Here is a 21,745-nt window from a genome sequence, read left to right on the forward strand (position 1 = left end):
GACTGGCATGTGAGATCCGTTTGACAAGATCCGGGATTAACCTCCAAGTAGAAATCGCGAGGATTTAGCCACTTCCTTTGGCTCTTTCATCAACGCCACGGCACCGCAATCGATCGACTGGGAAAGTGAGATCCGTCAATGAGACTGACCAAAAATCTGCTGGCCTTGATTGTGCTGGCTCTCGGGGCGCTGTGGTCGCTGCAAGGCATCGGCGCGATCGGCGGCAGCTTCATGACCGGCCAGTCGCAATGGCTCTATATCGGCCTCGCCACCATGCTGGTCGGCCTGGCCGGGCTGGTCTGGGCAAACCGGTAGGGGGTGAGGCCACGGTAGACTGCGTTGCAGAACGAGCGTGGGCGCCCCCCTCTGTCCTGCCGACGTCTTGAGGTTCGCGTTTGCGCTGATCGGCTAACCGAACAACCGGTCCAGGATCGTGCCTTCGAGGCGGGCGAGCTCGGCGGAACCGCGCCGGCGCGGCCGGGCCACCGGTACGTCGAGGTCGAGCGCGATCCTGCCGCCGCTGATCACCACGACCCGGTCGGCGAGCGCAACCGCTTCGGCGACATCATGCGTGACCAGCACGGCGGTGAACTTCTGGGCCAGCCAGATGCGCTCCAGCAATTGCTGCATCTCGATGCGGGTCAGCGCGTCGAGTGCGCCCAGCGGCTCGTCGAGCGCCAGGATCTGAGGGTGGCCGACCAAGGCGCGGGCCAGCGCCACGCGCTGCTTCTGGCCGCCGGACAGCACCGAGGGCCATTCGTCGGCGCGATCGGCGAGGCCAACCTCGCCAAGAATGTCGAGCGCGCGCCGCCTTGCGTCAGTGCCGGCGGCGATGCCGGTCAGCCCGACTTCGACATTTTTCACCACGCTGGCCCAAGGCAGCAAGCGCGGCTCCTGGAACATGAAGCGCGTGCGGCTGTGACCCTCTTCCTCGGCTCCCAGCGTCAGTGATCCGGTCGTCGGCCGGTCCAGCCCGGCCAGCAGCCGCAGCAGCGTGCTCTTGCCGCAGCCGCTCTTGCCGATGACGGCAACGAATTGCCCGGCCGGCACGTCAAGGTCGATGCCGTCGAGCACGGTCTTGTCGCCGAAGCGTTTTTCCACACCCTTGAAGGCGAAGGCGCGCCGTCCTTCGACCGATATCGCCGGTCGCGCCGGCGCCGGCGCGGCGACGAAGGAACGGACGGAGGTCAGGCTGGCGGCTGGCATCGAAAACTCATCAGTTCTGGAAGGCGGGATGCCAACCGAGCGACAGACGCTCGAGCAGGCGGGCGAGACTGTCGGCGAGCTTGCCGAGCAGCGCATAGATCAGGATCGACAGCACGACGACATCGATCAGCAGGAATTCACGCGCCTGCATGGCCATGTAGCCGAGGCCGGAACTGGCCGAGATGGTTTCGGCAACGATCAACGTCAGCCACATGATGCCCAAGGCATAGCGCAGGCCGACGAAGATCGCCGGCAGCGCGCCGGGCAGGATGACGCGGAAGAACAGCGCGCGCCGGTCCATGCCGTAGACGCGGCCCATCTCGACCAGATGCGGGTCGACGCTCTGAATGCCGAGCAGCGTGTTGACGTAGATCGGAAAGAACACGCCAAGCGCCACCAGGAACAGTTTTGCTTCCTCGTCGATGCCGAACCACAGGATGACGAGCGGGATCAGCGCCAGATGCGGAATGTTGCGGATCATCTGCAGCGTGGTGTCGGTCAGGCCGCGGCTGAGCCGCGACAGCCCGTTGGCGAGGCCGAGCGCGAAGCCGATCGCGCCGCCTATCGCAAAGCCGGCAAGCGCGCGCGCCGTGGAAACGCCGATGTTGCGGATCAGTTCACCCGAAAGCGTCAGCCGCCAGAAGGCCTCGGCAACGGCGCTTGGCGCCGGCAGCACATTGGCCGGCATGACACCCGCACGCGATGCAGCTTCCCAGCCGGCAATCACCAGGACCGGCAGCACCCAGCCGATGGCGTTTGCGTGGAGGCGCGCGGAAAAGCTCATGAGGAGGCCTGCAGGCGGGCGGCGCCATGGAAGCCGACCGAGAATTCATTGGCAATGTCCCGATGCGCCCGCTGCCGCCTGGTGCCGAGCCCGAGGCGCGGGAACAAAAGCTCGGCGACGCGGTAGGCTTCCTCGAGATGCGGGTAGCCGGAGCCGATGATGGTGTCGATGCCGATCGCCTGGTATTCGCGGATGCGCTCGGTGATCTGCTCCGGCGTGCCGACCAGCGCCGTGCCGGCACCGCCGCGCACCAGGCCGACGCCGGCCCACAGGTTGGGCGAGACGACAAGCTTGTCGCGGCGGCCGCCATGCAGTTCGGCCATGCGGCGCTGGCCGACCGAGTCCATCTCCTTGAGGAAACGCGCCTGCGCAGTCTCGACCTGGGCGTCGGTGACATGGCTGATCAGCCGGTCGGCGGCGCGCCAGGCTTCATCCTCGGTCTCGCGAACGATGAAATGCAGCCGGATGCCGAAGCGCAGTTTTTTGCCGCGCAGTGCTGCTTTCGCGCGCGCCGAGGCAAGTTTTTCAGCGACTTGGCGCGGCGGCTCGCCCCAGGTCAGGTACATGTCGACGAGATCGGCGGCGAGATCCTGCCCGGCATCGGACGAGCCGCCGAAATAAAGCGGCGGCCGCTCTTGGCTCGGCAAAAGATCGAGGCGGCCATTCTCGACGCGGTAGTATTTGCCGTCGAAATTGACCCGCTCACCGGACACCAGGCTGCGCCAGATGGTCAGGAATTCATGCGCCTGGGCGTAGCGCTCGTCATGCGGCAGGAAGACGCCATCGCCGGCGAGCTCTGTCGGATTGCCGCCGACCACGACGTTGAGCAGCAGGCGGCCATTGCTCAGCCGGTCGAATGCCGCCGTCTGGCGCGCTGCGAAGGTCGGCAGCGTCACGCCGGGCCTGAGTGCCACCAGGAATTTGAGTTTTTCGGTGAGCGTCGCGAGGCCCGTCGCGGTGATCCAGGAATCCTCGCAATTCTGTCCGGTCGGCAGCAGCACGCCGGGAAAGCCGAGCCGGTCGACCGCCTGTGCGATCTCCTTGAAATAGCCGAACTCCGGCGGCCGCTGCTGCTGCTCGGAACCGAGATAGGAGCCGTCGCCATGCGTCGGGATGAACCAGAAGAAATCGAGTGGGTTGGCTGGCGTGGTCATGTCTGGCGCAGTCACGGGCGGACCTCCTGGAGCTGCAAACGGCAACGGCGCCGGGCGTTCTCATCCGGCGTCGCGTGGCAAAAATCAGTTGCCCGGCGCGGTCCACACCGCGTCGGAGATCCGAACCGCCTTCGGGATCAGGCCGAGCTTGTAGAAGCGGTCGGCGGTCGCCTGCTGACCGGCGATGATCTCGTCGGTGATCGGAAAGATGCCGAATTTGGTGCGGTTGGCGGCGATGGTCTGCGCGTCGAGCGGCACCCCGGTCACCTCATGCAGCGCTTCGGCCACCTTGTCGCGATTCTGGCCCGCCCATTTCGCCGCCTCGCCGAGAGCGGCGATGGTCGTGGTGACGATTTCGGGATGCGCCTTGGCGAAATCCTTGTTGGCGAGGAAGTAGGTGTTGACCTTGAGCACCTCGCTGGAGCGGGCCAGCACGCGCGGCTGGTAACGCGTTTCGGCAATGGCGAAGAACGGATCCCAGACCGCCCACGCATCGATCTGGTCGCTGGCGAAGGCGGCGGCCGCATCGGCCGGGCTGAGATAGACCGGCGTGATCTGATCGAAGGGGACGCCGGCCTTTTCCAGCGCCGCGACGAGCAGATTATGCGCGCTGGTGCCCTTGCCGACGCCGACACGCTTGCCCTTGAGGTCGGCGACTGACTGGACCGGCGAGGCCGGCTTGACGAAGATCGCCTCGCCGTCGCCATTGGACGGCAGCGCTGCCGCATAGACGATGTTGGCGCCGGCCGATTGACCGAAGATCGGCGGCGCGTCGCCGGTCCAGCCGGCATCAATGGCGCCGACATTGAGCGCCTCGACCAGCGGCGGCCCGGCGGTGAACTCGACCCATTTCACCGCAACACCCTTGTCGCTGAGCGCCTTCTCGATCACCTGCTGCTGCCTGGCGATCACCGGCAGGCCGGTTTTCTGGTAGCCAATGCTGAACTGCTTCAGGTCCTGCGCGGCGGCGCCGAACGACAGGGCAACTGTCGCGGCCATAAGGCCGATGCCGAAAACGCGTCTTGTTGGATTGAAGCGCTTGGTCAGATTGAACATGATCCCATTCCTTCAATGCTGATCGGCGCCGGGAAGGCTTCCCTGCCGTTGGATACGGGAGTGAGGCTAGGTAGTTCTATCCTTCAATGCTGATCGGCGCCGGGAAGGCTTCCCTGCCGTTGGATACGGGAGTGAGGCTAGGTAGTTCTATAAATTTAGTAGAGGAATGATTTTGCGAGTTGAACGGTCAGGACGGAATTGATTTCTGCGGCAACCCATCCCTTCGTCATCCTAGGGCGAAGCAAGGAGCGAAGCGACGCGGCGCAGACCCTAGGATCCATGCCGTGACATTGGTCGTAGAATGCGACGGATCAGAAATGGCGCTTGCACGCCCACTCACCCGGATTACGCTTCAACCATGACCGGCTACGTCTATATGACTGCAAGCCAGAAGCGCGGTACGATCTACATCGGCGTGACCAATGACCTCGGCCGTCGCGTACCCGAGCACAAGTCCGGTCAAGGCACAGGCTTCACCAGTCGCTACGGCGTGCAGCGCCTTGTCTGGTACGAGGAGTATTTCGACATCACCGATGCGATCCAACGTGAGAAGTCCCTGAAACGCTGGCCACGCCAATGGAAGATCGAGCTGATCGAGATGGCGAATCCCGAGTGGTTCGAGCTCTTTCGTGGAACTGGGTGGTAGGGGCTCAGTTTCTTTCACCGCCGGAGCATAGCATCAACGTCACGGCATGGATCCTAGGGTCTGCGCCGCGTCGCTTCGCTCCTCGCTCCGCCCTAGGATGACGAAGCTGCTAGGATCAGCGCGAAGAGACCGCTAGCGCTCTGCGTTCGTGCACAGCCGTCCCTCACTGCGACCAATACTGCCAGGCCCAGTAAAAACTCTCGTCGCGCGGCGGCAGGCGGTCACGCCCGGCTTGCAGATGGACCGGCGTCGGCGATAGCGGCCGGTCCTCTTGCGGCTTGTCCCTGGAAAGGCCAAGCAGCCAGGCGCCGAAATGGGCGAACAGCACGGCGGTGGAATGGGTCATCGTCATTCTCCTTTCCTTTCCCTTTTCATTCGCGTCCCGCCCACGGGACGAGCGCGCGCTCGATCCTGCGGATGGTGAATTCGAGCACGAAGGCGATGGCCGCGATCACCAATATGCCCATGATCACCACGTCCGTGACCAGGAACTGGGCCGCGGATCATGAAACCAAGCCCGCGCGTGGCCGCCACCAGTTCGGCCGCGACCAATGTCGACCAGCCGGCGCCAAGCGCGATGCGCAGTCCGGTCAGGATGGCGGGCAGCGCACTGGGCAGGATGACGTGGCGGACCACTTGCGCGCGCGTGGCACCAAGCGAACGCGCCGCATCGATGCGCTCCTGCGAGACGCCGCGAACGCCGGACGCGGTCGACAATGCCACCGGCGCCAGCATGGCTATGGTGATCACCAGGATCTTCGACGGCTCGCCGATACCGAACCAGATGATGACCAGCGGCAGATAGGCGAGCGGCGGGATCGGCCGCAGGAATTCCAGCAGCGGATCGAAGATGCCGCGTCCGATGGTGCTGATGCCGATGGCGAGGCCCACCGGCACGGCGACGAGGATGGCGGCGACAAGCGCCGCGAAGACGCGGCCGAGGCTGGCGACGACATGCTGCAGCAGCGTCGCGTCGACGAAGCCGTCGCGGGCGACCACGATGAATTTGTTCCACACGGCGACCGGCGAGGGCAGGAACACCGGTGACACCAGTTGCAGCCGGACCGACAGCGCCCAGGCCGCCAGCACCACCAGGATGGTGACGGCGCTGATCATGCGGGCGGAAATGCCTTTGCGTCTTGGGCTTGGCCGCGACCACGGCACCGACAGGCCCTCGGCTTCGTCGATCCCGGAACCGGGCCGTTCCGTATAGGAGGAAATGGTCATGCCGCTTCTCCTTCGAAGATCGCGTCGGTCAGTTCGCCGCGCGCCGCGGCGAAGGCCGGGTCGGCCTTGATCGTGCGGATGGCCTCGCCCGAGGCGTAGCGCCTGGAAAAGCCCGGTTCGAAGGTGCGCACCACGCGGCCTGGGCCCGGCGCCAGCACGACGATGCGGGTGGCAAGCACCAGCGCCTCCTCGATGCCGTGCGTGACCATCAGCACGCCGACATTGCTTGCCGTCCACAGGTCGAGCAGCGTTGTCTGCATGCGCTCGCGGGTCAGCGCGTCGAGCGCGCCGAGCGGCTCGTCGAGCAACAGGAACTGAGGTTCGGCGGCGAGCGCCCGGGCGAGGCCGACACGCTGGCGCATGCCGCCGGAAAGCTCCCAGATGCGCTTGTCGCCGGCATCGGTGAGTTTCACCAGCGCCAGAAGCTCGTCGGCGCGGCGCGCCCTCTCGGCCGGACCGACGCCGCGCAGCCTGAGCGCGAAGGCGACGTTCTCGCGCGCGGTCAGCCAGGGAAACAGGGCATCGTTCTGGAACACCACGGCCCGGTCCGAACCGGGCGCCGTGATCGGCCGGCCGTCGATCGTGGCGGCGCCGCGCGCCGGCGCGACCAGGCCGGCCGCGACATTGAGCAGCGAGGTCTTGCCGCAGCCGGAACGGCCGACAAGGACGACGAAATCATTCCTGGCAATTTCGATCGACACCCGCTCGACGGCGGGTGCCGGCTGGCCCTCATAGTGGATCGAGACGTTGTCCAGTACGAGATGGGGGTCGAGCACGAGATGCGGCATGGCTGCCTCGCAGGAGGATCGTTTAAATCCGACTGCCCCGAAACCGCTCCTCGTCAGCGATCCCGGGGCAGACAGCACGCGGCGTCAGGGAAGAAGATCCGCGCGTGTCGGGTTAAGCGCTCAGTTCGAAGCAAGCGCCTCGGTGACGTATTTCGATGTCACGTATTTCGAATAGTCCGGCAGCACGGCGTCGACCTTGCCCTGTTCCTTGAGGAAGGCGGACGCCGCCGCGACCGCCTTGACCGTGCCGCCGCCGAGGAACTTGTCGGAGGCCTGTTCTTCCAATGTCGGGAAGACATAGCCCTTCAACAGCTCCGGCACTTCTTCCAGCTTGGCGCCAGTGAGCTTGGCGATCTTTGCGGCCTGCGGCGACGACACCGACCAGGCGTCCGGCTTGGCGAGGTATTCGGCATAGGCGGCGCCCGTCACCTTGACGAAGTCGCGCACCGCTTCCGGGTTCTTCTCGGCAAAATCGGTGCGCACGATCCAGGCGTCGAAGGTCGGCGCGCCCCAGGCGGCGACCTGCGAGGAATCCAGCACGACCTTTCCGCTGGTCTTGATCTGGCCGAGCGCCGGATCCCAGACATAGGCGGCATCGATGTCGCCGCGCGCGAAGGCGGCGGCGATTTCCGGCGGCCTGAGATTGAGGATCTCAACCGACTTCGGATCGACATTCTCGTGCTTGAGCGCGGCAAGCAGGCTGTAATGCGTCGTCGAGACGAACGGCACGGCCACCTTCTTGCCGGCGAGGTCGGCGACCTTCCCGATGCCGGCGCCGTTGCGCGCCACCAGCGCTTCGGACGGCCCGATCAGGCCGACGACGAAGATGGTCTGGATCGGCAGCTCGCGGCTTGCCGCCGCCGCCAGCGGACTCGAACCGACATAGCCGATGTCGACCGAGCCGGAAGCGACCGCGGCGATGACGTCGGCGCCGGAATCGAACTTGCGCCAGTCGATGGCGGCCTTGGTTGCCTTTTCATAGGCGCCGTCGGCCTGCGGCACTTTGGAGGGTTCGACCACTGTCTGGTAGCCGATGGTGATCTTAAGATCCTGCGCCATGGCCGGACCGAGGAAGGCAGCGCCGGCAAGGGCGGCCGACGAGAGGAGAAGGATGCGTCGCGAAATCGTGGACATTAAGGGCTCCATGAAAAACAGGGAAAACCGGATTGCCCTATGATAGTCAGCTAATTCTATCGTTCTTGTAGAGTTAAATCCTTCCAAGGAAGGGCGGGTTGTTGGAAAAAACGTGCCGACGAAAGGATGCCGAGGCGGAAAGTGCGGCTGCAACCGCCGTCACCGCCGATGACAAACCGAACAGGAATGGCGCGCTCGGCGAGCCACCGACTTCGTCGAACAATCCCAGGGCGAAGCAAGGAGCGAAGCGACGCGGCGCAGACCCTAGGATCCATGCCGTGACATGTGAACGCCTCGACGGTGCTGAAGGATAGAGCTGGCTGGAAGGTTGGCGACGGGACAAGGCTCATTCCGCGCCGTTGCATTCTTCGGCGGATGTCGCGGCATGGATCCTCGGGTCTCCGCGACGTCGCGACGTCGCTACGCTCCTGCTCCGCCCGTGGATGACGAGATCGGGAACTCAGGCACCCGACAGCCGTCAGTACCCATCACCCACGAACGATAATTCCTGCCTCTTCCCGATATCACGCAAATACATGCTGCGAATGGTAGGGGATTTAAAACCGCGTTCCGCGTGCTGGCGGTTAAGTATAGTAATCTTATCGACAAAGGCAGCTGGAGCGGCGATGAAAGGCCATGCCCATCATATCGCGGCGATCGCTGGCGGCACGAGGTCCCAGCCGGCGGCCTTCGTGCCCGCAGGCCAGGTTTTTGTGTCCCCGGCGTCACAAGCCGGGCCTAAAATGGCCCCAACGGCTTGAAAACCAAGCAAGATCAACCGCAATTGGCTTGTATATCATGTCACTAGAATTTATGTGTCATGGCAGCTTGGGCGCGGCGGGGAGGCACGCCAGGCGTTTCGCAGGGATGGCCCAGCCATCGCATGAGAGAGAAACGTTCGGTCTATGCTTACGAAAAAAGGCAAGTACGGCCTCAAGGCGCTTGTTCATCTCGCACGGATGCCGGCCGGGCAGCTCGCTTTCGTTGGCGATATCGCGACCGGCAACAACATCCCGAAGAAATTTCTCGACGCCATCCTGGGCGAGCTGCGCAATGCCGGTTTCGTCCAGAGCCGCAAGGGCAAGGACGGCGGCTACCGCCTCGCGCGGCCGGCCGACGAGATCAAGGTCGGCCATGTCGTGCGGGTCCTCGATGGGCCGCTGGCCCCGATTCCCTGCGCCAGCCGCACACAATACCAGCGCTGTGAAGACTGCAACGAGGCGACATGCCAAGTCCGACATCTGATGCTCGAGGTCCGGCAGGCGATCGCCGAGGTGCTCGATCAGCGCAGCCTCGCCGAAATGCGCGACATTGCCTTCGACGACCTGCCGGTCGCGGGGGACATCGGCGACCTTGCGGTCGCGGTGAAGATCCAGGCCTGACGCCTCGCACACAGCGGGAACGCGCATGAGCGGGCGCGCCAATTCGATCATCGTTGTCGGCGGCGGCGCCAGCGGCGTGGTGCTCGCCGCGCATCTCCTGAAATCGGCCAATCCGGATCTGCGCGTGACGCTGATCGAGAAGCGCCCGCATTTCGGCCAGGGCATCGCCTATTCGACGCTGCTGTCGGCGCATGTGCTGAATGTCAGCGCGGCCGGCATGAGCGCCTATGCCGACGATCCCGGCAATTTCTGGCGCTGGCTGCAGGAGCGCGGCCTCGCCAGCCCGAACCAGGCGCCGGTCTACGCGCCGCGCAGCGTCTATGCCCGCTATCTCAAGGAATTGCTCGACGACCTGGAAGCGCGAGAGCGTGAAACCGGCCGCCTGCGCCTGATCCGCGAGGAGAGCCTGTCGATCACGCCGACCGCATCGGGGGTCGAGGTGGCGCTCGCCAACGGCACCAGCGTCGTCGCCCATCTGGCCGTGCTGGCCACCGGCCATGACGAACAGCCCGCGCTCGGCCATGCGGTCCGAATGGGCTCGGAGGCCGACACAGCGCTCGATCCGGACAGAAGCGTCATGGTGCTGGGCACCGGCCTCAGCATGGTCGATGCCTTCCTGGCGCTGGAACAACGCGGCCACCGGGGCGAGATCGTCGCTGTTTCCCGGCGCGGCCTGCTGCCTTCGCCGCACCGCAAGGGCAATCCGATCAAGCTCGACGTCGCCGACATCCCGCTCGGCACCCAGCTTTCCTATTTCGTCGGCTGGTTTCGCGACCTGATCCGCGAAAACCAGAAGGCCGGCATCGACTGGCGCGACGTGGTCGACGGCCTCAGGCCCTTCAACCAGAAGATCTGGCAGAACTGGCCGGCTTCCGCCAAGCGCCGCTTCGTCGAGCACACCAAGGCCTGGTGGGACATCCACCGCCATCGCATGGCGCCGGAAGTCTACGCCCGGGTGACCGAGGCCGTGCAATCCGGCCGGATCCGGCTTGTCGCCGGCCGTGTCGTCGGCATCGCGCCGGGGGAGGCATTCACCGTCGATGTCCAGTCGCGCCACAGCCAGCTTGTCGAGACCTTCGAGGTTGCCCGCATCTATGATTGCTCCGGCATCGTCAGGGACATTTCGACCTCGTCGAACAGCGTGGTGCGCTCGCTGGTCGATCGCGGGCTGGCAAGGCCGGATCCGCTGCGCATCGGCCTCGACGTGTCGGCCAATTGCGAGATCATCGCCAGCGACGGGACCGTTTCGGCCAAGATCCTCGCCGTCGGCCCGCTGACGCGCGGCACCTTCTTCGAGATCGATGCCATACCCGACATCCGCGTCCAGTGCGCGCGGCTGAGCAAGCGGTTGCTGGGATAGGAGGCGGCCGCGTTCAGCCGCCCAATGCCTCGCACACGACGCGCGCGGTCTCGGCGCCTGAAAAATTCTGCTGGCCGGTAATCAGATTGCCGTCGCGCACGGCAAAGCCCCGCCACAGTCCGGCCTGGACGTAGTTGGCGCCGACGGCCTTCAACTCATCCTCGATACGCCATGGCATCAGATGCTTTCCGCGTTCTAGCGCGCCCATCGCCCAGGTCGCGTTGTCGGCGAAATCCTCCTCGACATTGGCGAAACCGGTCACCGTCTTGCCGGCGGCGAGCAACGACCCGTCGGCGCGCCTGGCGTAACGCAGCAGGGCGGTGCCGTGGCAGAGTGCCGCCGCCACCTTGCCCGCTTCATGGAAGGCGACGAATGTCCGCTGCAGGCCCGTCGCGCGTTCATAGCTGAACATCGGCGCCTGGCCGCCGGCAACGACGATGGCGTCGAAACTGTCGACATCGATCTCCGCTACCGGCCGCGTGTTCTCGACCAAGGCCGCCAGTTTCGGGCTCGACAGGAAACCGAGCGAGATCAGATCGGTTTCAGAATAGCCTGAAGCGTCACGCGGGTCGCTCAGCGCGTCGGCCTCGCATCTGCCGCCGTCCGGCGAGAAGATCTCCACCGCATAGCCGCGCTCGGTGAAGGCGAACCATGGATGCGTCAGCTCGCTCCACCAGAAGCCGACCGGCCAGCCGGTCGTGGTCGATATGGCCGGATTGGCGATGACGATCGCCACCCGTTTCGGCTTGCGGGCGTTGACCGGATTGGCATCCCGTACACTCATCTTCCGCTCTCCCTTATGAAGCTGTCGCTGACAAAGCCGGACCTTGCAATCTGGCCATATGGCCGGGCAAAATCCGCTTCCGTCGTCGCCGGGCCTTGCCTACGATGGCCGCATGACGCAACGCGGTAGACTTTACGGCTGTCCGGTCGAGTTCGCGCTCGATGCGCTCGGCGGCAAATGGAAGACGGTGATCCTGGCCCGGATCAAGCAAAACCCGATGCGCTATTCCGAGCTGCGGCGGATGATCCCGTCGCTGTCCGACAAGATGCTGACGCAGCGGCTGGCCGATCTTGTCGATATCGGCTTTGTCGCGCTGGAGGCCTCGCCCGACGGCAAGGGACGCTACACCTTGACCGAGCGTGGCCGCGATCTGGCCTCCAGCCTGCAGGCCCTCTACGACTGGGGCAATGTGCACGGTCGCGCCGACGGCGTCCGGTTCCGCACCGATGTCGAGGCGTGACAAGGCGCTTAACTCCCAGCGGTAAGTGCGCCGCAAAAGCCGGCGACATCGGTGACGACAGCCTCGCCAAGGAAGCGAAGCGTCGCCATCGAACGATCGCGCGCTTCACGGTTGCCGAAGCCGCAGGCGTCCTCGATCACCACAGCCACGAAGCCATTGTCGGTCGCCTGGCGAACAGTCGGCTCGATGCCGATCTCGATCGCCACGCCGGCGAGCGCGACGGCACGCACCCCGCAATCGCGCAAGGCGAAGCTCAGCGCCGTGGAATCGAAGGCCGACATCGTCAGCTTGTCGAACACGGCTTCGTCGGCGCGCGGCGCGAGTTCGGGAACAATCCGCGTCGCTTCGGCATCACGCGGAAACCACGGCTCGACCATGTCGGGGCTGTTGCACCGCTGCCAGGCCATGGCGGTTCGCAGCTGGGTCGCGCCCATCCATTTGCGCGGCAAGGAGAGGTGACGGGTGAAAGCCACCCGCATGCCGGCCGCGCGTGCCGCTTCGAGCACAGTAGCGGTGCGCTCGATGATATCGGCCGCACCGGCGATCTGGCGGCAGATGCCGACCTGCATGTCGTAGACCACCAGCGCCATGCGGCTGACATCGCACCACTCGGTGAGGCTGGCCGGGATCTCCATGCCTTCGCTCGACCGGATCATGCCGCGGTCCGGTCCCAGGGCGTTGCGATGTCGACGGTGGGATCGAACAGATATTCGAGCGGCAGGGGTGCGGCGTCGAAGGCGAGGAAATGCCATTCCAGCAAGCCGGCCTTCGACAGCGGGAAATCGTCGGTGTAGCGCCTGGCTTCATCAACGCTTTGGAGCTCGAAGACGATGATGACGCCGCCGACATCGGCGCGCGCATAGTTCTCGCGCACGATGCCTGCCTTCCACAGTCGCCAGACATTCGAGACCTCATCGCGCAGATAGGGTTTGAGGTCGTCGAGAGTGACGCCGGGCTTGAAGTTGTCATAGGCAATGATCTTCATCGGGCTGTTTCCTTGCATGCTGGGTGGATGGCGGCCCGCTGTTTTTTGGCTGCATCACATTCGGCTAGCATGCCGAAATTGGCGACTTCAACGAACGAGATGGTTCGTTGAAGTGGCTGGCAAGGCCGGATCCGCTGCGCATCGGCCTCGACGTGTCGGCCAATTGCGAGATCATCGCCGGCGACGGGACCCGTTTCGGCCAAGATCCTCGCCGTCGGCCCGCTGACGCGCGGCACCTTCTTCGAGATCGACGCCATCCCCGACATCCGCGTCCAGTGCGCCAGGCTGAGCAAGCGGTTGCTGGGTTAGGTCCGGAGAGGTCGGAGCTCTACGGCGCCCCCCTCTGTCCTGCCGGACATCTCCCCCACGGGTGGGGAGATTGGCAGCTTTGGCGCCCCCCGCCCGCCTTCCAACGATGATAATTGGCGAAGGCCGTAGGGACAGCCAATCTCCCTCCTTGTGGGGGAGATGTCCGGCAGGACAGAGGGGGGCGCTGTGCCGCCGCCTTGCAGGGCCTTGCGCGACGGCGTCGAACGGAATTTCATTCCCCATCTGGCGGGTCGATTGGCATGATCTATCTTCTTTCCAACTGTAAAGGGCTGGAAAAGAGGATACGCTGCCGCCCAGAGCCGGATGAAATCTAAATCCGGCCCCGAGGCGGTCGCTTGGTCATGGAGCATCGAAATGAGCGAGCACAAGATCGCCGCCCCCTCGGAAAGCGCAACATCCCGTCTGCGTCCGCCCTATAAATCGGTTCTCGACCTGATCGGCCAGACGCCGGTGGTGGAGCTGACCAAGTTCGACACCGGCAAGTGCCGGCTGTTCATCAAGCTCGAAAGCCAGAACCCGGGCGGCTCGATCAAGGACCGCATCGCGCTGTCGATGATTGCCGCCGCCGAGAAGGAGGGCAAGCTCAAGCCCGGCGGCACCATCGTCGAGGCGACCGCCGGCAATACCGGCCTTAGACTTGCGCAGGTCGGCATCCCCAAGGGCTACCGCATCGTGCTGGTCGTGCCCGACAAGATGTCACGCGAGAAGATCCAGCATCTGCGCGCGCTGGGCGCGGAAGTGCACATGACGCGGTCCGATGTCGGCAAGGGGCACCCCGAATATTACCAGGACATGGCCGAGAAAATCGCGGCCGATGTGCCGGGCGCCTTCTATGCCAACCAGTTCGCCAACCCGGCCAACCCGCTGGCGCATGAGACCACCACCGGCCCGGAGATCTTTTCGCAGCTTGGCGGTGATGTCGACGCGGTGGTGGTCGGCGTCGGCTCGGGCGGCACGCTGACCGGGCTTGGCCGCTACTTCGCCGAGATATCACCGAAGACCGAGATGGTGCTCGCCGATCCGGTCGGCTCGGTGCTGGCGCCGCTGATCAAGACCGGCAAGATGCAAGAGGCCGGCAGCTGGACCGTCGAAGGCATCGGCGAGGATTTCGTGCCGCCCAATGCCGATCTGTCGCTGGTGAAGAAAGCCTATTCCATCACGGACAAGCAGAGCATGCTGGCGGTGCGCGATCTCCTGTCGCGCGAAGGCATTTTGGCCGGCTCGTCCTCGGGCACGCTTTTGTCGGCGGCACTGCGCTATTGCCGTGAACAGACTTCGCCGAAGCGCGTCGTCACCTTCGTCTGCGACAGCGGCAACAAATACCTGTCAAAAGTCTTCGACGATTTCTGGCTGGCCGAGCAGGGCCTGGCCGAGCACGAGCAGCATGGCGATCTGCGCGACCTCGTCATGCGCACGCACCGCACCGGCGACACGGTCTATGTCGGCCCGGACGAGAGCCTGCTCAACGCCTATGGCCGCATGCGCCGCTCCGACGTCTCGCAGCTGCCGGTGCTGGACAATGGCAAGCTCGTCGGCATCGTCGACGAAAGCGACATCCTTGCTCATGTCGACGGCCCCTATGATGGGCGCTGGGAGCGCTTCAACGGGCCGGTGCGCACGGCGATGACGTCCAATCTGCACACGCTGCAGGCCAGCCAGACGCTGGACGCGCTGCTGCCGGTGTTCGACCGCAACGAGGTCGCCATCATCTTCGACGGCGACGAGTTCGTCGGCCTGATAACCCGCATCGACCTGATCAACCATCTGAGGCGCCGCGCAAAATGACATCGGCAAGACCACCATTGGGCAAGAACCGTCTGGCCTTCTCCACCCGCACCATTCATGGCGGCCAGAGCCACGACCCGCTGACCGGCGCGGTGATGGTGCCGATCTACGCCACCTCGACCTATGGCCAGCAGTCGCCCGGCGTGCACAAGGGGTTTGAGTATGCCCGCAGCCAGAACCCGACGCGCTTCGCCTTCGAGCGCGCGGTGGCCGATCTCGAAAGTGGCACGGCGGCGTTCGCTTTTGCTTCCGGTTTGGCGTCAATCGCCACGGTGCTGGAATTGCTCGATGCCGGCGCGCATATCGTCGCCACCGACGACATCTATGGCGGCTCGTTCCGGCTGATGGAGCGGGTGCGCAAGCGCTCGGCCGATCTCAAGGTCAGCTTCGTCGATTTCACCGACCTTGCCGCCGTCGAAGCGGCGATCCGCCCGGAGACGAAAATGCTCTGGGTCGAGACGCCGACCAATCCGCTGCTGCGCATCGTCGACCTCGAAGGCGTCGCAGCACTCGCGAGGCGCAAGGGCATCCTGTCGGTGGCCGACAACACCTTTTGCAGCCCTTACATCCAGCGGCCGCTGGAACTTGGCATCGACATCGTGGTGCATTCGACGACCAAATATCTCAACGGCCATTCCGACATGGTCGGTGGCGTGGCTGTCGTCGGCGACAACAAGGAGCTGGCCGCCCAGCTCAAATTCTTGCAGAACGCCATCGGTGCCATATCGGGCCCGTTCGACAGTTTCCTGGCGCTGCGCGGCCTCAAGACACTGGCGCTCAGGATGGAGCGGCATTCCGAAAATGGGCTGAAAATCGCGCAGTGGCTGGAGGCGCGAAAAGATGTGCGGCGCGTCATCTATCCCGGCCTCGCCAGCCATCCGCAGCACGGCATCGCCGTCCAGCAGATGCATGCCTTCGGCGGCATGATATCAGCCGTGCTGGACCGCGACCTTGCCGGGACAAAACGCTTCCTCGAACGCACACAGCTGTTCACGCTGGCCGAAAGCCTCGGCGGCGTGGAAAGCCTGATCGAACACCCCGCGCTGATGACGCATGGATCTATTCCGGCGGAGAAGCGCGACGAGATCGGCATCTCGGATTCGCTGGTGCGGCTGTCGGCGGGCATTGAGGATGGGGATGACCTGATCGCCGATCTGGATCAGGCTCTGGGGGGTTAGCGCTAAACCGCCAAAGTCTGCGCCGCCCCTCATTGCCCTGCCGGGCATTTCTCCCCGTAAACGGGGAGAAAGAGGCTAGCCGCGATTGGCGAAAGCGGCGATGAGAGCGTCCCTCGCCCCGTTTACGGGGAGGATGCCGGCAGGCAGGTGAGGGCGGCGCTGGCGGTCCAGGTTCAAGCATCCCGATTGACCTAGCGCGCTGTCTGCCCGAGATGTAGCGCCCATGGCCACGCGCGAATCTCCAAAGCCCATCGAGCCCCTCACCTTCGCGGTGCTGGTGTTTCCCGGCTTTCCGATGATGGCGTTCAGCTCGGTCATCGAACCGCTGCGCGCCACAAACGTGCTGGCGAAGCGGCAGTGCTATCGCTGGATCATTGTCGGCGGCACGAAAGGGGCGGTCGAGGCCTCGAACGGGGTCGTCATCCAGCCGGGCTTCTATGCCGAGGATGCGCCCAAGGTCGACCGCATCGTCGTCTGCTCGGGCGGCGATGCCGATCATCTTGTCGCCGAGGACGCGGCAAGCTGGATCCGTCGCAGCTTGCGGGGTGGCGCCCATATCGGCGCGGTGGCGGATGCGGCGTTCTTTCTCGCCCGCGCTGGCCTGCTCGACGGCCATGCCTGCACCCTGCACTGGACCAGCCAGGCCGCTTTCACCGAAGCCTTCCCCAACATCGAGCTCCGGCGCGACCTCTATGTCATCGACCGCAAACGTTTTACTTCGGCCGGCGGTGTCGGCAGCCTCGACATGATGCTGGAGATCATCACCAGGGATTACGGCGCCGAGCTTGCCGCCGGCGTCGCCGAATGGTTCGTGCACAGTCCCTTGCGATCGAGTGTCGACCGCAAGCTGATGCCGCTGCGCCTGCGCACCGGGGTGCAGAACGAGCTGGTGCTGTCGGCCATCGCCATCATGGAGGACGCGGTCGAGGAGCGGCTCGGCATGGCGGAGCTGACGGCCCGGCTCGGCGTGTCGTCCGACAAGCTCGAACGCTCTTTCCGTTCCGAACTCGCCATCTCGCCCAACGGCTACTACCGGCGGCTCAGGCTGAAGCGCGCGGCCGATCTCCTGGCGCACTCGACGCTCGCCGTGCGCGACGTGGCGCTGGCCTGCGGCTTTGCCTCGATGTCGAGTTTTGCCCGGGCTTTTCGGGAGGAACATGGGCATCCGCCGAAGCTGGCGAGAAGGCATTAGTTTGCGCTTGCTGGCGCTGAGAGACGTTGGCGGGACAGCACCTGCATCTCTTATTAGCTCAGCGGCATCCCGCACAACACACGCGGTTTTCCGCACAATGCTTCCACGCCTGCTGCGCCATGGTCTGATCTCGCAATCGACCCAAGGCCAGGCACCATGAGCATCGTCGTATTCGACCCCGACAGCACCGAAGACGTGGATTTCAAGGACCGCATGCGCCATCCGGCAGCCGCCGATCCGGCCGGCGGCATGTGGCTGTCGGACACCGAGCCGTCCTTCATCGACGCCGACGCCTTGCGAAAAGGCCGGCTGGCTAAATTGCGCGGCTGGATGCGCGAGGCCGGCTATGGCGGCGTCATTTTGTTCGACCCTTACAACCAGCGCTACGCCACCGGCTCGCGCAACATGTTCGGCTATTTCCTGCGCAACTCGACCCGCTATTTCTTCGTGCCCACCGAAGGGCCGATCGTGCTGTTCGAATACCCGCAGAGCTACCATGTCTCGATGGTGCTCGACACGATCGACGAGGCGCGGCCATCCAAGCTGGTCTGGTCGTCGGTCTCCGGCCGTGACGATGAGACCGCCGGCCCGTTCGCCGACGAGATCGCCGAGCTACTGAAGCAGCATGGCGGCGGCTCGATGAAGCTCGGGCTCGACCGCTGCAGCCATTTGCAGGCGCTGGCGCTGGAAAAGCGCGGCTGCGAGGTCAAGGATTGCCAGGGCGAAATCCTGGCGGTGCGTGCGGTGAAGACGCCGGAAGAAGTGAAATGCCTGCAGGTGTCGATGGCCGGCGCCGAGGCCGCCGTCTATGCGGTGCGCGAGGCGATCAAGCCCGGCGTTTCCGAAAACGAGCTGTTCGCCATCATGTATGGCGAGGTGATCCGCCAGGGCGGCGAGTTCATCGAGACGCGGCTGTTGACCTCCGGCCAGCGCACCAATCCGTGGTTCAACGAGGCCAGCGGCCGCAAGATCCGGCCCGGCGAACTCCTGGCGCTCGATACCGACACGATCGGCTGCTACGGCTATTACTCCGATTTTTCCCGCACCTTCCGCTGCGGGCCGGGCAAGCCGACGCCTTACCAAAAGTCGCTCTACCGCATGGCGCACGACCAGGTTCAGCACAACATCTCGATCGTCAGGCCGGGCATGGCGTTCCGCGAGATCGCCGAGAAGGCCTGGAAGATCCCGGATCGTTTCGTCGACCAGCGCTACACCTCGGTCATGCACGGCGTCGGCATGCATGGCGAGACACCGTTCATCGCGCATGCCATGGATTACGAGACCTATGGCCGCGACGGCCATATCGTGCCAGGCATGGTGGTGAGCGTGGAAAGCTATATTGGCGAGAAGGGCGGCCGCGAGGGCGTCAAGCTGGAGGACGAAGTCCTGATCACCGACACCGGTACCGAACTTCTGTCGCGCTTTCCCTATGAGGACGAGTTTCTGGAGAAGCAGGTTTGATGGTGGTTTTGCTTCCCTTGGCAGCCAACGCAAACGCCTCTCCCTTCGTCATCCTAGGGCGGAGCAAGGAGCGCAGCGACGCGGCGCAGACCCCAGGATCCATGCCGCGACTTCAGCGCGCTGCTACGGAACGAATTCTGCTCCGCTGTGTTCCCTGGCCGGGGTCACGGCATGGATCCTCGGGTCTCCGCGAGGCCGTTGCGCGGCTGCTTCGCCCGTGGATGACGAAGTCGGGGAGGCGCCGGCCAATCACCAAGGGCTATAGCGCATTGAAAGCGACCGCGTCGGCTTTTGAGAACCCAGGGGCATTCGCATGAAAAGCCCCATCTCCCTCAAGCGCGGCACCGTGGCCGCTGTCTTCATCGACCTGCAGGAAGAGCACCGGCAGGACAAGCGCTACTTGGTCGAGGGCTTTGCCGGTATCCTCGCCAATGTCCAGCGCCTGCAGGCCGCGGCGCGGCAGAACCATGTGCCGCTTTATCACTGGGCCTATATCGTCGATCTCGACAGCCAGGACCGGCCGTTTCATCCCGTTGGATCAGACGGCAAGTCGGCTTTTTCGGACAAGAGCGATCCATTGACCGAAATCTGCCATGAGGTGGCGCCGGCCAAGGGCGAGATGCTGCTGATCAAGGCCGAGGCCAGCGCCTTCCGCTCGAGGGCGGCTTCCGATCAGCTGAAGGCGCGCGGCATCGAATGGCTTGTCGTCGCGGGCGTCTGGACCGAGGCCTGCATCGACGCGTCCGTCAAGGACGCCGTGGCCAAGGGGTTTCGCGTGCTGCTGGTCAAGGATGCCTGCGGCAGCGGCAGTGCGGCCATGCACCAGACCGGCATCCTCAACCTCGCCAACCGGCTCTATGGCGGCGCGGTCACCGACACCGAAGGCGCCTGCCGGCTGCTGGCCGGCGAGACGGTCACCGCATGGCAGGTCGAAGGCTCGGTGCCGCTGCGCTTCACCTTCGACAATGCGGCCGAGCTTTACAGAGAGTTGTGACCCTTGCCGGCAAGCCTGACATGACCAGCCGCGGCAAATACGAAACTCGGCTCGACCCGGCGCTGTGGGCCTATATCGACAGTATCAACGCGTGGTATCCGCCCGAGATCATCGGCCTGCCGATCGACAAGCAGCGCGTGGTCTATGACAGGATGTGCCGCGCCTTCCATCAGGGCCGCCCCTCCGGGGTCAAGGCCAGGGACGGCCTGGTCGCCGCTCCTGGTCACGGCATACCGATCCGCCATTACCAGCTCTCCGGCAACGCCGCGCAGGCCATGGTGCTCTATCTCCACGGCGGCGGCTTCATCCTCGGCGGGCTCGACAGCCATGACGACATCTGCGCCGAGATTTGCGCCGGCACCGGCTTCGACGTGCTGTCGGTCGACTACCGGCTGGCGCCGGAGCATGTCCATCCCGCCGCTTTCGACGACGCGATGGCCGTTTTCGACTGGGCGGCGGCCACATCAGGCCTGCCCTTGGTGCTGTGCGGCGAAAGCGCCGGGGGCAATCTGGCGGCCGCGGTGGCGCAGGCGACGCGCCGGCATGCCCGCGCCGCAATCGGCCAGGTGCTGATCTATCCCGGCCTCGGCGGCGACGAGCGCGCCGGCTCCTATGTCGAGCATGCCGAGGCGCCGCTGCTGTCCGTCGGCGACATCGCCTTTTACCGTGATGTCCGTTCGGCCAAGCGGCAATCGCCCGACGATCCGACCTTCTCGCCCTTGCGCGACAACGACTTTTCCGGGCTGCCGCCAACAGTGATCATCACAGCCGAATGCGATCCGCTGTCATCCGATGGCGAGACCTACAGCGACCGCATTGTCTCGGCCGGCGGCAAGGCGTGGTGGCACGAGGAGAAGCGCCTGGTGCACAGTTTTCTGCGTGCCCGCACCACGGTGCCGGCCGCCGCGCAAGCCTTCGCGCGCATCATCGGAGCGATTTCGGCGTTGGGCCGGGGCGAGTGGCCGTACTGACGGCTGTGTGCAGGTCCTCTTACGAGGACAGCACAACGCTTGCTTCGGGTGGGGCGGCTTTCAGCCACAGCGCCTTTTCGCCGAGCGTGGCGACCATGGCGGCGTGGGCGGCGCGTTCGGCCTCGCTCAGGCGGGGCAGCAGCGGCGCCGAGCGTTCGGCGACGATGATTTCGATCTGGCGGACATTCTCGCCGCCCCGCGCCGGCGCGGTCGAGCTGTCGAGGATGAGGGCGGCCTGCTTGCCGCCGATCAGCTCGATATAGACCTCAGCCAGCAGTTCGGAATCGAGCAGGGCGCCGTGCTTGGTGCGCCTTGTATTGTCGATGCCGTAGCGCCGGCAGAGCGCGTCGAGCGAGTTAGGCCCCATCGGGTGCTTGCGGCGCGCCAGCGCCAGCGTGTCGACGACAAGGCCGGGATCGACGACGGGATGGCCGAGCCGGCCGAATTCGACATTGAGGAAGCCGATATCGAAGGTCGCGTTGTGGGCGACCAGCTTGGCGCCGTCGATGAAGCTCAGCCACTCCTGCGCAATCTCGGCAAAGGTCGGCTTGCCCGCGAGATCCGCCGCGCTGATGCCGTGCACCGCCTGCGCCTCGGCATGGATCGCACGGCCCTGCGGGTTGATATAGTGGTGGAAGGTCTTGCCGGTCGGGAAGCGGTTGACCAGTTCGACGCCGCCAAGCTCGATCACGCGGTCGTCGCGCGAATCAAGGCCGGTGGTTTCCGTATCGAAAATGATCTCGCGCATCGAATCAGTCCGCTTCAAGAGAGCAGAATCATACACCAGAACAAAATGGCAATGGGGAAACCGAATTGGCCCGCACAATCACGACAGGTTTGCGCTGCCCCTCATCGCCCTGCCGGGCAC

22 protein-coding genes and 2 pseudogenes are annotated in these 21,745 nt (G+C 64.8%); 12 read left to right on the top strand and 12 right to left on the bottom strand.

Annotated features, from left to right (window positions below):
- The first annotated feature begins 138 nt into the window (after positions 1 to 138).
- Positions 139 to 315, top strand: coding sequence for a hypothetical protein (locus JT360_RS29505; RefSeq protein ID WP_214476338.1), 177 nt, complete (start codon positions 139 to 141; stop codon positions 313 to 315).
- A 93-nt stretch (positions 316 to 408) separates the two neighbouring features.
- Here JT360_RS29505 and JT360_RS29510 read toward each other — a convergent pair whose 3' ends face one another.
- From JT360_RS29510 to JT360_RS29525, 4 genes are all read right to left on the bottom strand, one after another.
- Positions 409 to 1,206, bottom strand: coding sequence for an ATP-binding cassette domain-containing protein (locus tag JT360_RS29510; RefSeq protein WP_214476340.1), 798 nt, complete (start codon positions 1,204 to 1,206; stop codon positions 409 to 411).
- 10 nt (positions 1,207 to 1,216) lie between these two features.
- On the bottom strand, positions 1,217 to 1,990 hold the full coding sequence (locus JT360_RS29515; RefSeq protein ID WP_214476342.1) for an ABC transporter permease subunit: 774 nt from the start codon (positions 1,988 to 1,990) through the stop codon (positions 1,217 to 1,219).
- A complete protein-coding gene (ssuD, locus tag JT360_RS29520) occupies positions 1,987 to 3,144 on the bottom strand; it encodes an FMNH2-dependent alkanesulfonate monooxygenase (RefSeq protein ID WP_214476395.1) in 1,158 nt (385 codons plus the stop codon). The genes JT360_RS29515 and ssuD overlap by 4 nt, the downstream gene beginning before the upstream one ends.
- An 84-nt stretch (positions 3,145 to 3,228) precedes the next feature.
- Positions 3,229 to 4,143, bottom strand: coding sequence for a sulfonate ABC transporter substrate-binding protein (locus tag JT360_RS29525; RefSeq protein ID WP_250889164.1), 915 nt, complete (start codon positions 4,141 to 4,143; stop codon positions 3,229 to 3,231).
- Positions 4,144 to 4,558: 415 nt separating this feature from the next.
- On the opposite strand from JT360_RS29525, the gene JT360_RS29530 reads away from it, so the two are divergent.
- Entirely contained in the window at positions 4,559 to 4,846 is a 288-nt protein-coding gene (locus JT360_RS29530) for a GIY-YIG nuclease family protein (RefSeq protein ID WP_214476346.1), read from the top strand.
- 163 nt (positions 4,847 to 5,009) lie between these two features.
- Here the strand turns inward: JT360_RS29530 and JT360_RS29535 are convergent, their stop codons facing one another.
- The 4 genes and pseudogenes from JT360_RS29535 to tauA form a co-directional block, all read right to left on the bottom strand.
- A complete protein-coding gene (locus JT360_RS29535; protein ID WP_214476348.1) occupies positions 5,010 to 5,192 on the bottom strand; it encodes a hypothetical protein in 183 nt (60 codons plus the stop codon).
- A gap of 25 nt (positions 5,193 to 5,217) precedes the next feature.
- Positions 5,218 to 6,073 (bottom strand): annotated as a pseudogene (locus JT360_RS29540) (ABC transporter permease subunit).
- A complete protein-coding gene (locus tag JT360_RS29545; RefSeq protein WP_214476350.1) occupies positions 6,070 to 6,861 on the bottom strand; it encodes a taurine ABC transporter ATP-binding protein in 792 nt (263 codons plus the stop codon). The pseudogene JT360_RS29540 and the gene JT360_RS29545 overlap by 4 nt, the downstream one beginning before the upstream one ends.
- Positions 6,862 to 6,981: 120 nt before the next feature.
- On the bottom strand, positions 6,982 to 7,995 hold the full coding sequence (gene tauA, locus JT360_RS29550) for a taurine ABC transporter substrate-binding protein (RefSeq protein ID WP_214476353.1): 1,014 nt from the start codon (positions 7,993 to 7,995) through the stop codon (positions 6,982 to 6,984).
- Between the two features lie 905 nt (positions 7,996 to 8,900).
- Here tauA and JT360_RS29555 point away from each other — a divergent pair.
- Positions 8,901 to 9,377, top strand: a complete 477-nt coding sequence (locus tag JT360_RS29555) for an RrF2 family transcriptional regulator (RefSeq protein ID WP_214476355.1) — start codon at positions 8,901 to 8,903, stop codon at positions 9,375 to 9,377.
- A gap of 25 nt (positions 9,378 to 9,402) precedes the next feature.
- Positions 9,403 to 10,737: an FAD/NAD(P)-binding protein gene (locus JT360_RS29560; RefSeq protein ID WP_214476357.1), complete on the top strand. Its 1,335-nt coding sequence runs from the start codon at positions 9,403 to 9,405 to the stop codon at positions 10,735 to 10,737.
- Positions 10,738 to 10,750: 13 nt separating this feature from the next.
- On the opposite strand, the gene JT360_RS29565 is transcribed toward JT360_RS29560, so the two are convergent.
- Positions 10,751 to 11,521 carry a type 1 glutamine amidotransferase domain-containing protein gene (locus JT360_RS29565; protein ID WP_214476359.1) on the bottom strand — a complete coding sequence of 257 codons (771 nt, stop codon included), beginning with the start codon at positions 11,519 to 11,521 and terminating at the stop codon, positions 10,751 to 10,753.
- A 112-nt stretch (positions 11,522 to 11,633) separates the two neighbouring features.
- On the opposite strand from JT360_RS29565, the gene JT360_RS29570 reads away from it, so the two are divergent.
- Positions 11,634 to 11,981 (top strand): winged helix-turn-helix transcriptional regulator, encoded by a 348-nt coding sequence (locus tag JT360_RS29570; RefSeq protein ID WP_214476361.1) that lies wholly within the window; start codon positions 11,634 to 11,636, stop codon positions 11,979 to 11,981.
- Positions 11,982 to 11,989: 8 nt separating this feature from the next.
- On the opposite strand, the gene JT360_RS29575 is transcribed toward JT360_RS29570, so the two are convergent.
- Both JT360_RS29575 and JT360_RS29580 read right to left on the bottom strand, forming a co-directional pair.
- Positions 11,990 to 12,637, bottom strand: a complete 648-nt coding sequence (locus JT360_RS29575) for a cysteine hydrolase family protein (protein WP_214476363.1) — start codon at positions 12,635 to 12,637, stop codon at positions 11,990 to 11,992.
- Complete coding sequence (locus JT360_RS29580) at positions 12,634 to 12,966, bottom strand: hypothetical protein (protein ID WP_214476365.1); 333 nt, start codon at positions 12,964 to 12,966, stop codon at positions 12,634 to 12,636. The genes JT360_RS29575 and JT360_RS29580 overlap by 4 nt, the downstream gene beginning before the upstream one ends.
- Positions 12,967 to 13,082: 116 nt before the next feature.
- Here JT360_RS29580 and JT360_RS33835 point away from each other — a divergent pair.
- The 7 genes and pseudogenes from JT360_RS33835 to JT360_RS29615 all read left to right on the top strand — a co-directional run.
- Positions 13,083 to 13,275 (top strand): annotated as a pseudogene (locus JT360_RS33835) (FAD/NAD(P)-binding protein); the annotation flags it as partial.
- A 375-nt stretch (positions 13,276 to 13,650) separates the two neighbouring features.
- Positions 13,651 to 15,081, top strand: coding sequence for a pyridoxal-phosphate dependent enzyme (locus JT360_RS29590; RefSeq protein ID WP_214476381.1), 1,431 nt, complete (start codon positions 13,651 to 13,653; stop codon positions 15,079 to 15,081).
- A complete protein-coding gene (locus JT360_RS29595) occupies positions 15,078 to 16,259 on the top strand; it encodes a trans-sulfuration enzyme family protein (RefSeq protein WP_214476383.1) in 1,182 nt (393 codons plus the stop codon). Before JT360_RS29590 ends, JT360_RS29595 begins: the two co-directional genes overlap by 4 nt.
- A gap of 223 nt (positions 16,260 to 16,482) precedes the next feature.
- Entirely contained in the window at positions 16,483 to 17,451 is a 969-nt protein-coding gene (locus JT360_RS29600; protein WP_214476384.1) for a GlxA family transcriptional regulator, read from the top strand.
- 156 nt (positions 17,452 to 17,607) lie between these two features.
- Positions 17,608 to 18,912 carry a M24 family metallopeptidase gene (locus JT360_RS29605; protein WP_214476387.1) on the top strand — a complete coding sequence of 435 codons (1,305 nt, stop codon included), beginning with the start codon at positions 17,608 to 17,610 and terminating at the stop codon, positions 18,910 to 18,912.
- Positions 18,913 to 19,225: 313 nt separating this feature from the next.
- Positions 19,226 to 19,906 carry an isochorismatase family protein gene (locus JT360_RS29610; RefSeq protein WP_214476389.1) on the top strand — a complete coding sequence of 227 codons (681 nt, stop codon included), beginning with the start codon at positions 19,226 to 19,228 and terminating at the stop codon, positions 19,904 to 19,906.
- Between the two features lie 20 nt (positions 19,907 to 19,926).
- Positions 19,927 to 20,877, top strand: a complete 951-nt coding sequence (locus JT360_RS29615) for an alpha/beta hydrolase (protein WP_214476391.1) — start codon at positions 19,927 to 19,929, stop codon at positions 20,875 to 20,877.
- Between the two features lie 19 nt (positions 20,878 to 20,896).
- On the opposite strand, the gene dnaQ is transcribed toward JT360_RS29615, so the two are convergent.
- Positions 20,897 to 21,625, bottom strand: a complete 729-nt coding sequence (gene dnaQ / locus JT360_RS29620) for a DNA polymerase III subunit epsilon (protein ID WP_214476393.1) — start codon at positions 21,623 to 21,625, stop codon at positions 20,897 to 20,899.
- Positions 21,626 to 21,745: the final 120 nt, after the last annotated feature.

It is taken from the genome of Mesorhizobium sp. dw_380 (assembly GCF_018588885.1).
In the GTDB taxonomy this organism is placed as follows: Bacteria; Pseudomonadota; Alphaproteobacteria; order Rhizobiales; family Rhizobiaceae; genus Mesorhizobium.

What these genes read in the sequence shown, in the direction of transcription:
- JT360_RS29510 (WP_214476340.1), bottom strand. Translation starts at nt 1,206, where the DNA reads ATGCCAGCCGCCAGCCTGACCTCCGTCCGTTCCTTCGTCGCCGCGCCG.
- JT360_RS29605 (WP_214476387.1), top strand. Translation starts at nt 17,608, where the DNA reads ATGAGCATCGTCGTATTCGACCCCGACAGCACCGAAGACGTGGATTTC.
- JT360_RS29595 (WP_214476383.1), top strand. Translation starts at nt 15,078, where the DNA reads ATGACATCGGCAAGACCACCATTGGGCAAGAACCGTCTGGCCTTCTCC.
- ssuD (WP_214476395.1), bottom strand. Translation starts at nt 3,144, where the DNA reads ATGACCACGCCAGCCAACCCACTCGATTTCTTCTGGTTCATCCCGACG.
- JT360_RS29600 (WP_214476384.1), top strand. Translation starts at nt 16,483, where the DNA reads ATGGCCACGCGCGAATCTCCAAAGCCCATCGAGCCCCTCACCTTCGCG.
- JT360_RS29515 (WP_214476342.1), bottom strand. Translation starts at nt 1,990, where the DNA reads ATGAGCTTTTCCGCGCGCCTCCACGCAAACGCCATCGGCTGGGTGCTG.
- JT360_RS29570 (WP_214476361.1), top strand. Translation starts at nt 11,634, where the DNA reads ATGACGCAACGCGGTAGACTTTACGGCTGTCCGGTCGAGTTCGCGCTC.
- JT360_RS29525 (WP_250889164.1), bottom strand. Translation starts at nt 4,143, where the DNA reads ATGGCCGCGACAGTTGCCCTGTCGTTCGGCGCCGCCGCGCAGGACCTG.
- JT360_RS29560 (WP_214476357.1), top strand. Translation starts at nt 9,403, where the DNA reads ATGAGCGGGCGCGCCAATTCGATCATCGTTGTCGGCGGCGGCGCCAGC.
- JT360_RS29565 (WP_214476359.1), bottom strand. Translation starts at nt 11,521, where the DNA reads ATGAGTGTACGGGATGCCAATCCGGTCAACGCCCGCAAGCCGAAACGG.
- JT360_RS29505 (WP_214476338.1), top strand. Translation starts at nt 139, where the DNA reads ATGAGACTGACCAAAAATCTGCTGGCCTTGATTGTGCTGGCTCTCGGG.
- JT360_RS29535 (WP_214476348.1), bottom strand. Translation starts at nt 5,192, where the DNA reads ATGACCCATTCCACCGCCGTGCTGTTCGCCCATTTCGGCGCCTGGCTG.
- JT360_RS29590 (WP_214476381.1), top strand. Translation starts at nt 13,651, where the DNA reads ATGAGCGAGCACAAGATCGCCGCCCCCTCGGAAAGCGCAACATCCCGT.
- dnaQ (WP_214476393.1), bottom strand. Translation starts at nt 21,625, where the DNA reads ATGCGCGAGATCATTTTCGATACGGAAACCACCGGCCTTGATTCGCGC.
- JT360_RS29610 (WP_214476389.1), top strand. Translation starts at nt 19,226, where the DNA reads ATGAAAAGCCCCATCTCCCTCAAGCGCGGCACCGTGGCCGCTGTCTTC.
- tauA (WP_214476353.1), bottom strand. Translation starts at nt 7,995, where the DNA reads ATGTCCACGATTTCGCGACGCATCCTTCTCCTCTCGTCGGCCGCCCTT.
- JT360_RS29555 (WP_214476355.1), top strand. Translation starts at nt 8,901, where the DNA reads ATGCTTACGAAAAAAGGCAAGTACGGCCTCAAGGCGCTTGTTCATCTC.
- JT360_RS29530 (WP_214476346.1), top strand. Translation starts at nt 4,559, where the DNA reads ATGACCGGCTACGTCTATATGACTGCAAGCCAGAAGCGCGGTACGATC.
- JT360_RS29545 (WP_214476350.1), bottom strand. Translation starts at nt 6,861, where the DNA reads ATGCCGCATCTCGTGCTCGACCCCCATCTCGTACTGGACAACGTCTCG.
- JT360_RS29575 (WP_214476363.1), bottom strand. Translation starts at nt 12,637, where the DNA reads ATGATCCGGTCGAGCGAAGGCATGGAGATCCCGGCCAGCCTCACCGAG.
- JT360_RS29580 (WP_214476365.1), bottom strand. Translation starts at nt 12,966, where the DNA reads ATGAAGATCATTGCCTATGACAACTTCAAGCCCGGCGTCACTCTCGAC.
- JT360_RS29615 (WP_214476391.1), top strand. Translation starts at nt 19,927, where the DNA reads ATGACCAGCCGCGGCAAATACGAAACTCGGCTCGACCCGGCGCTGTGG.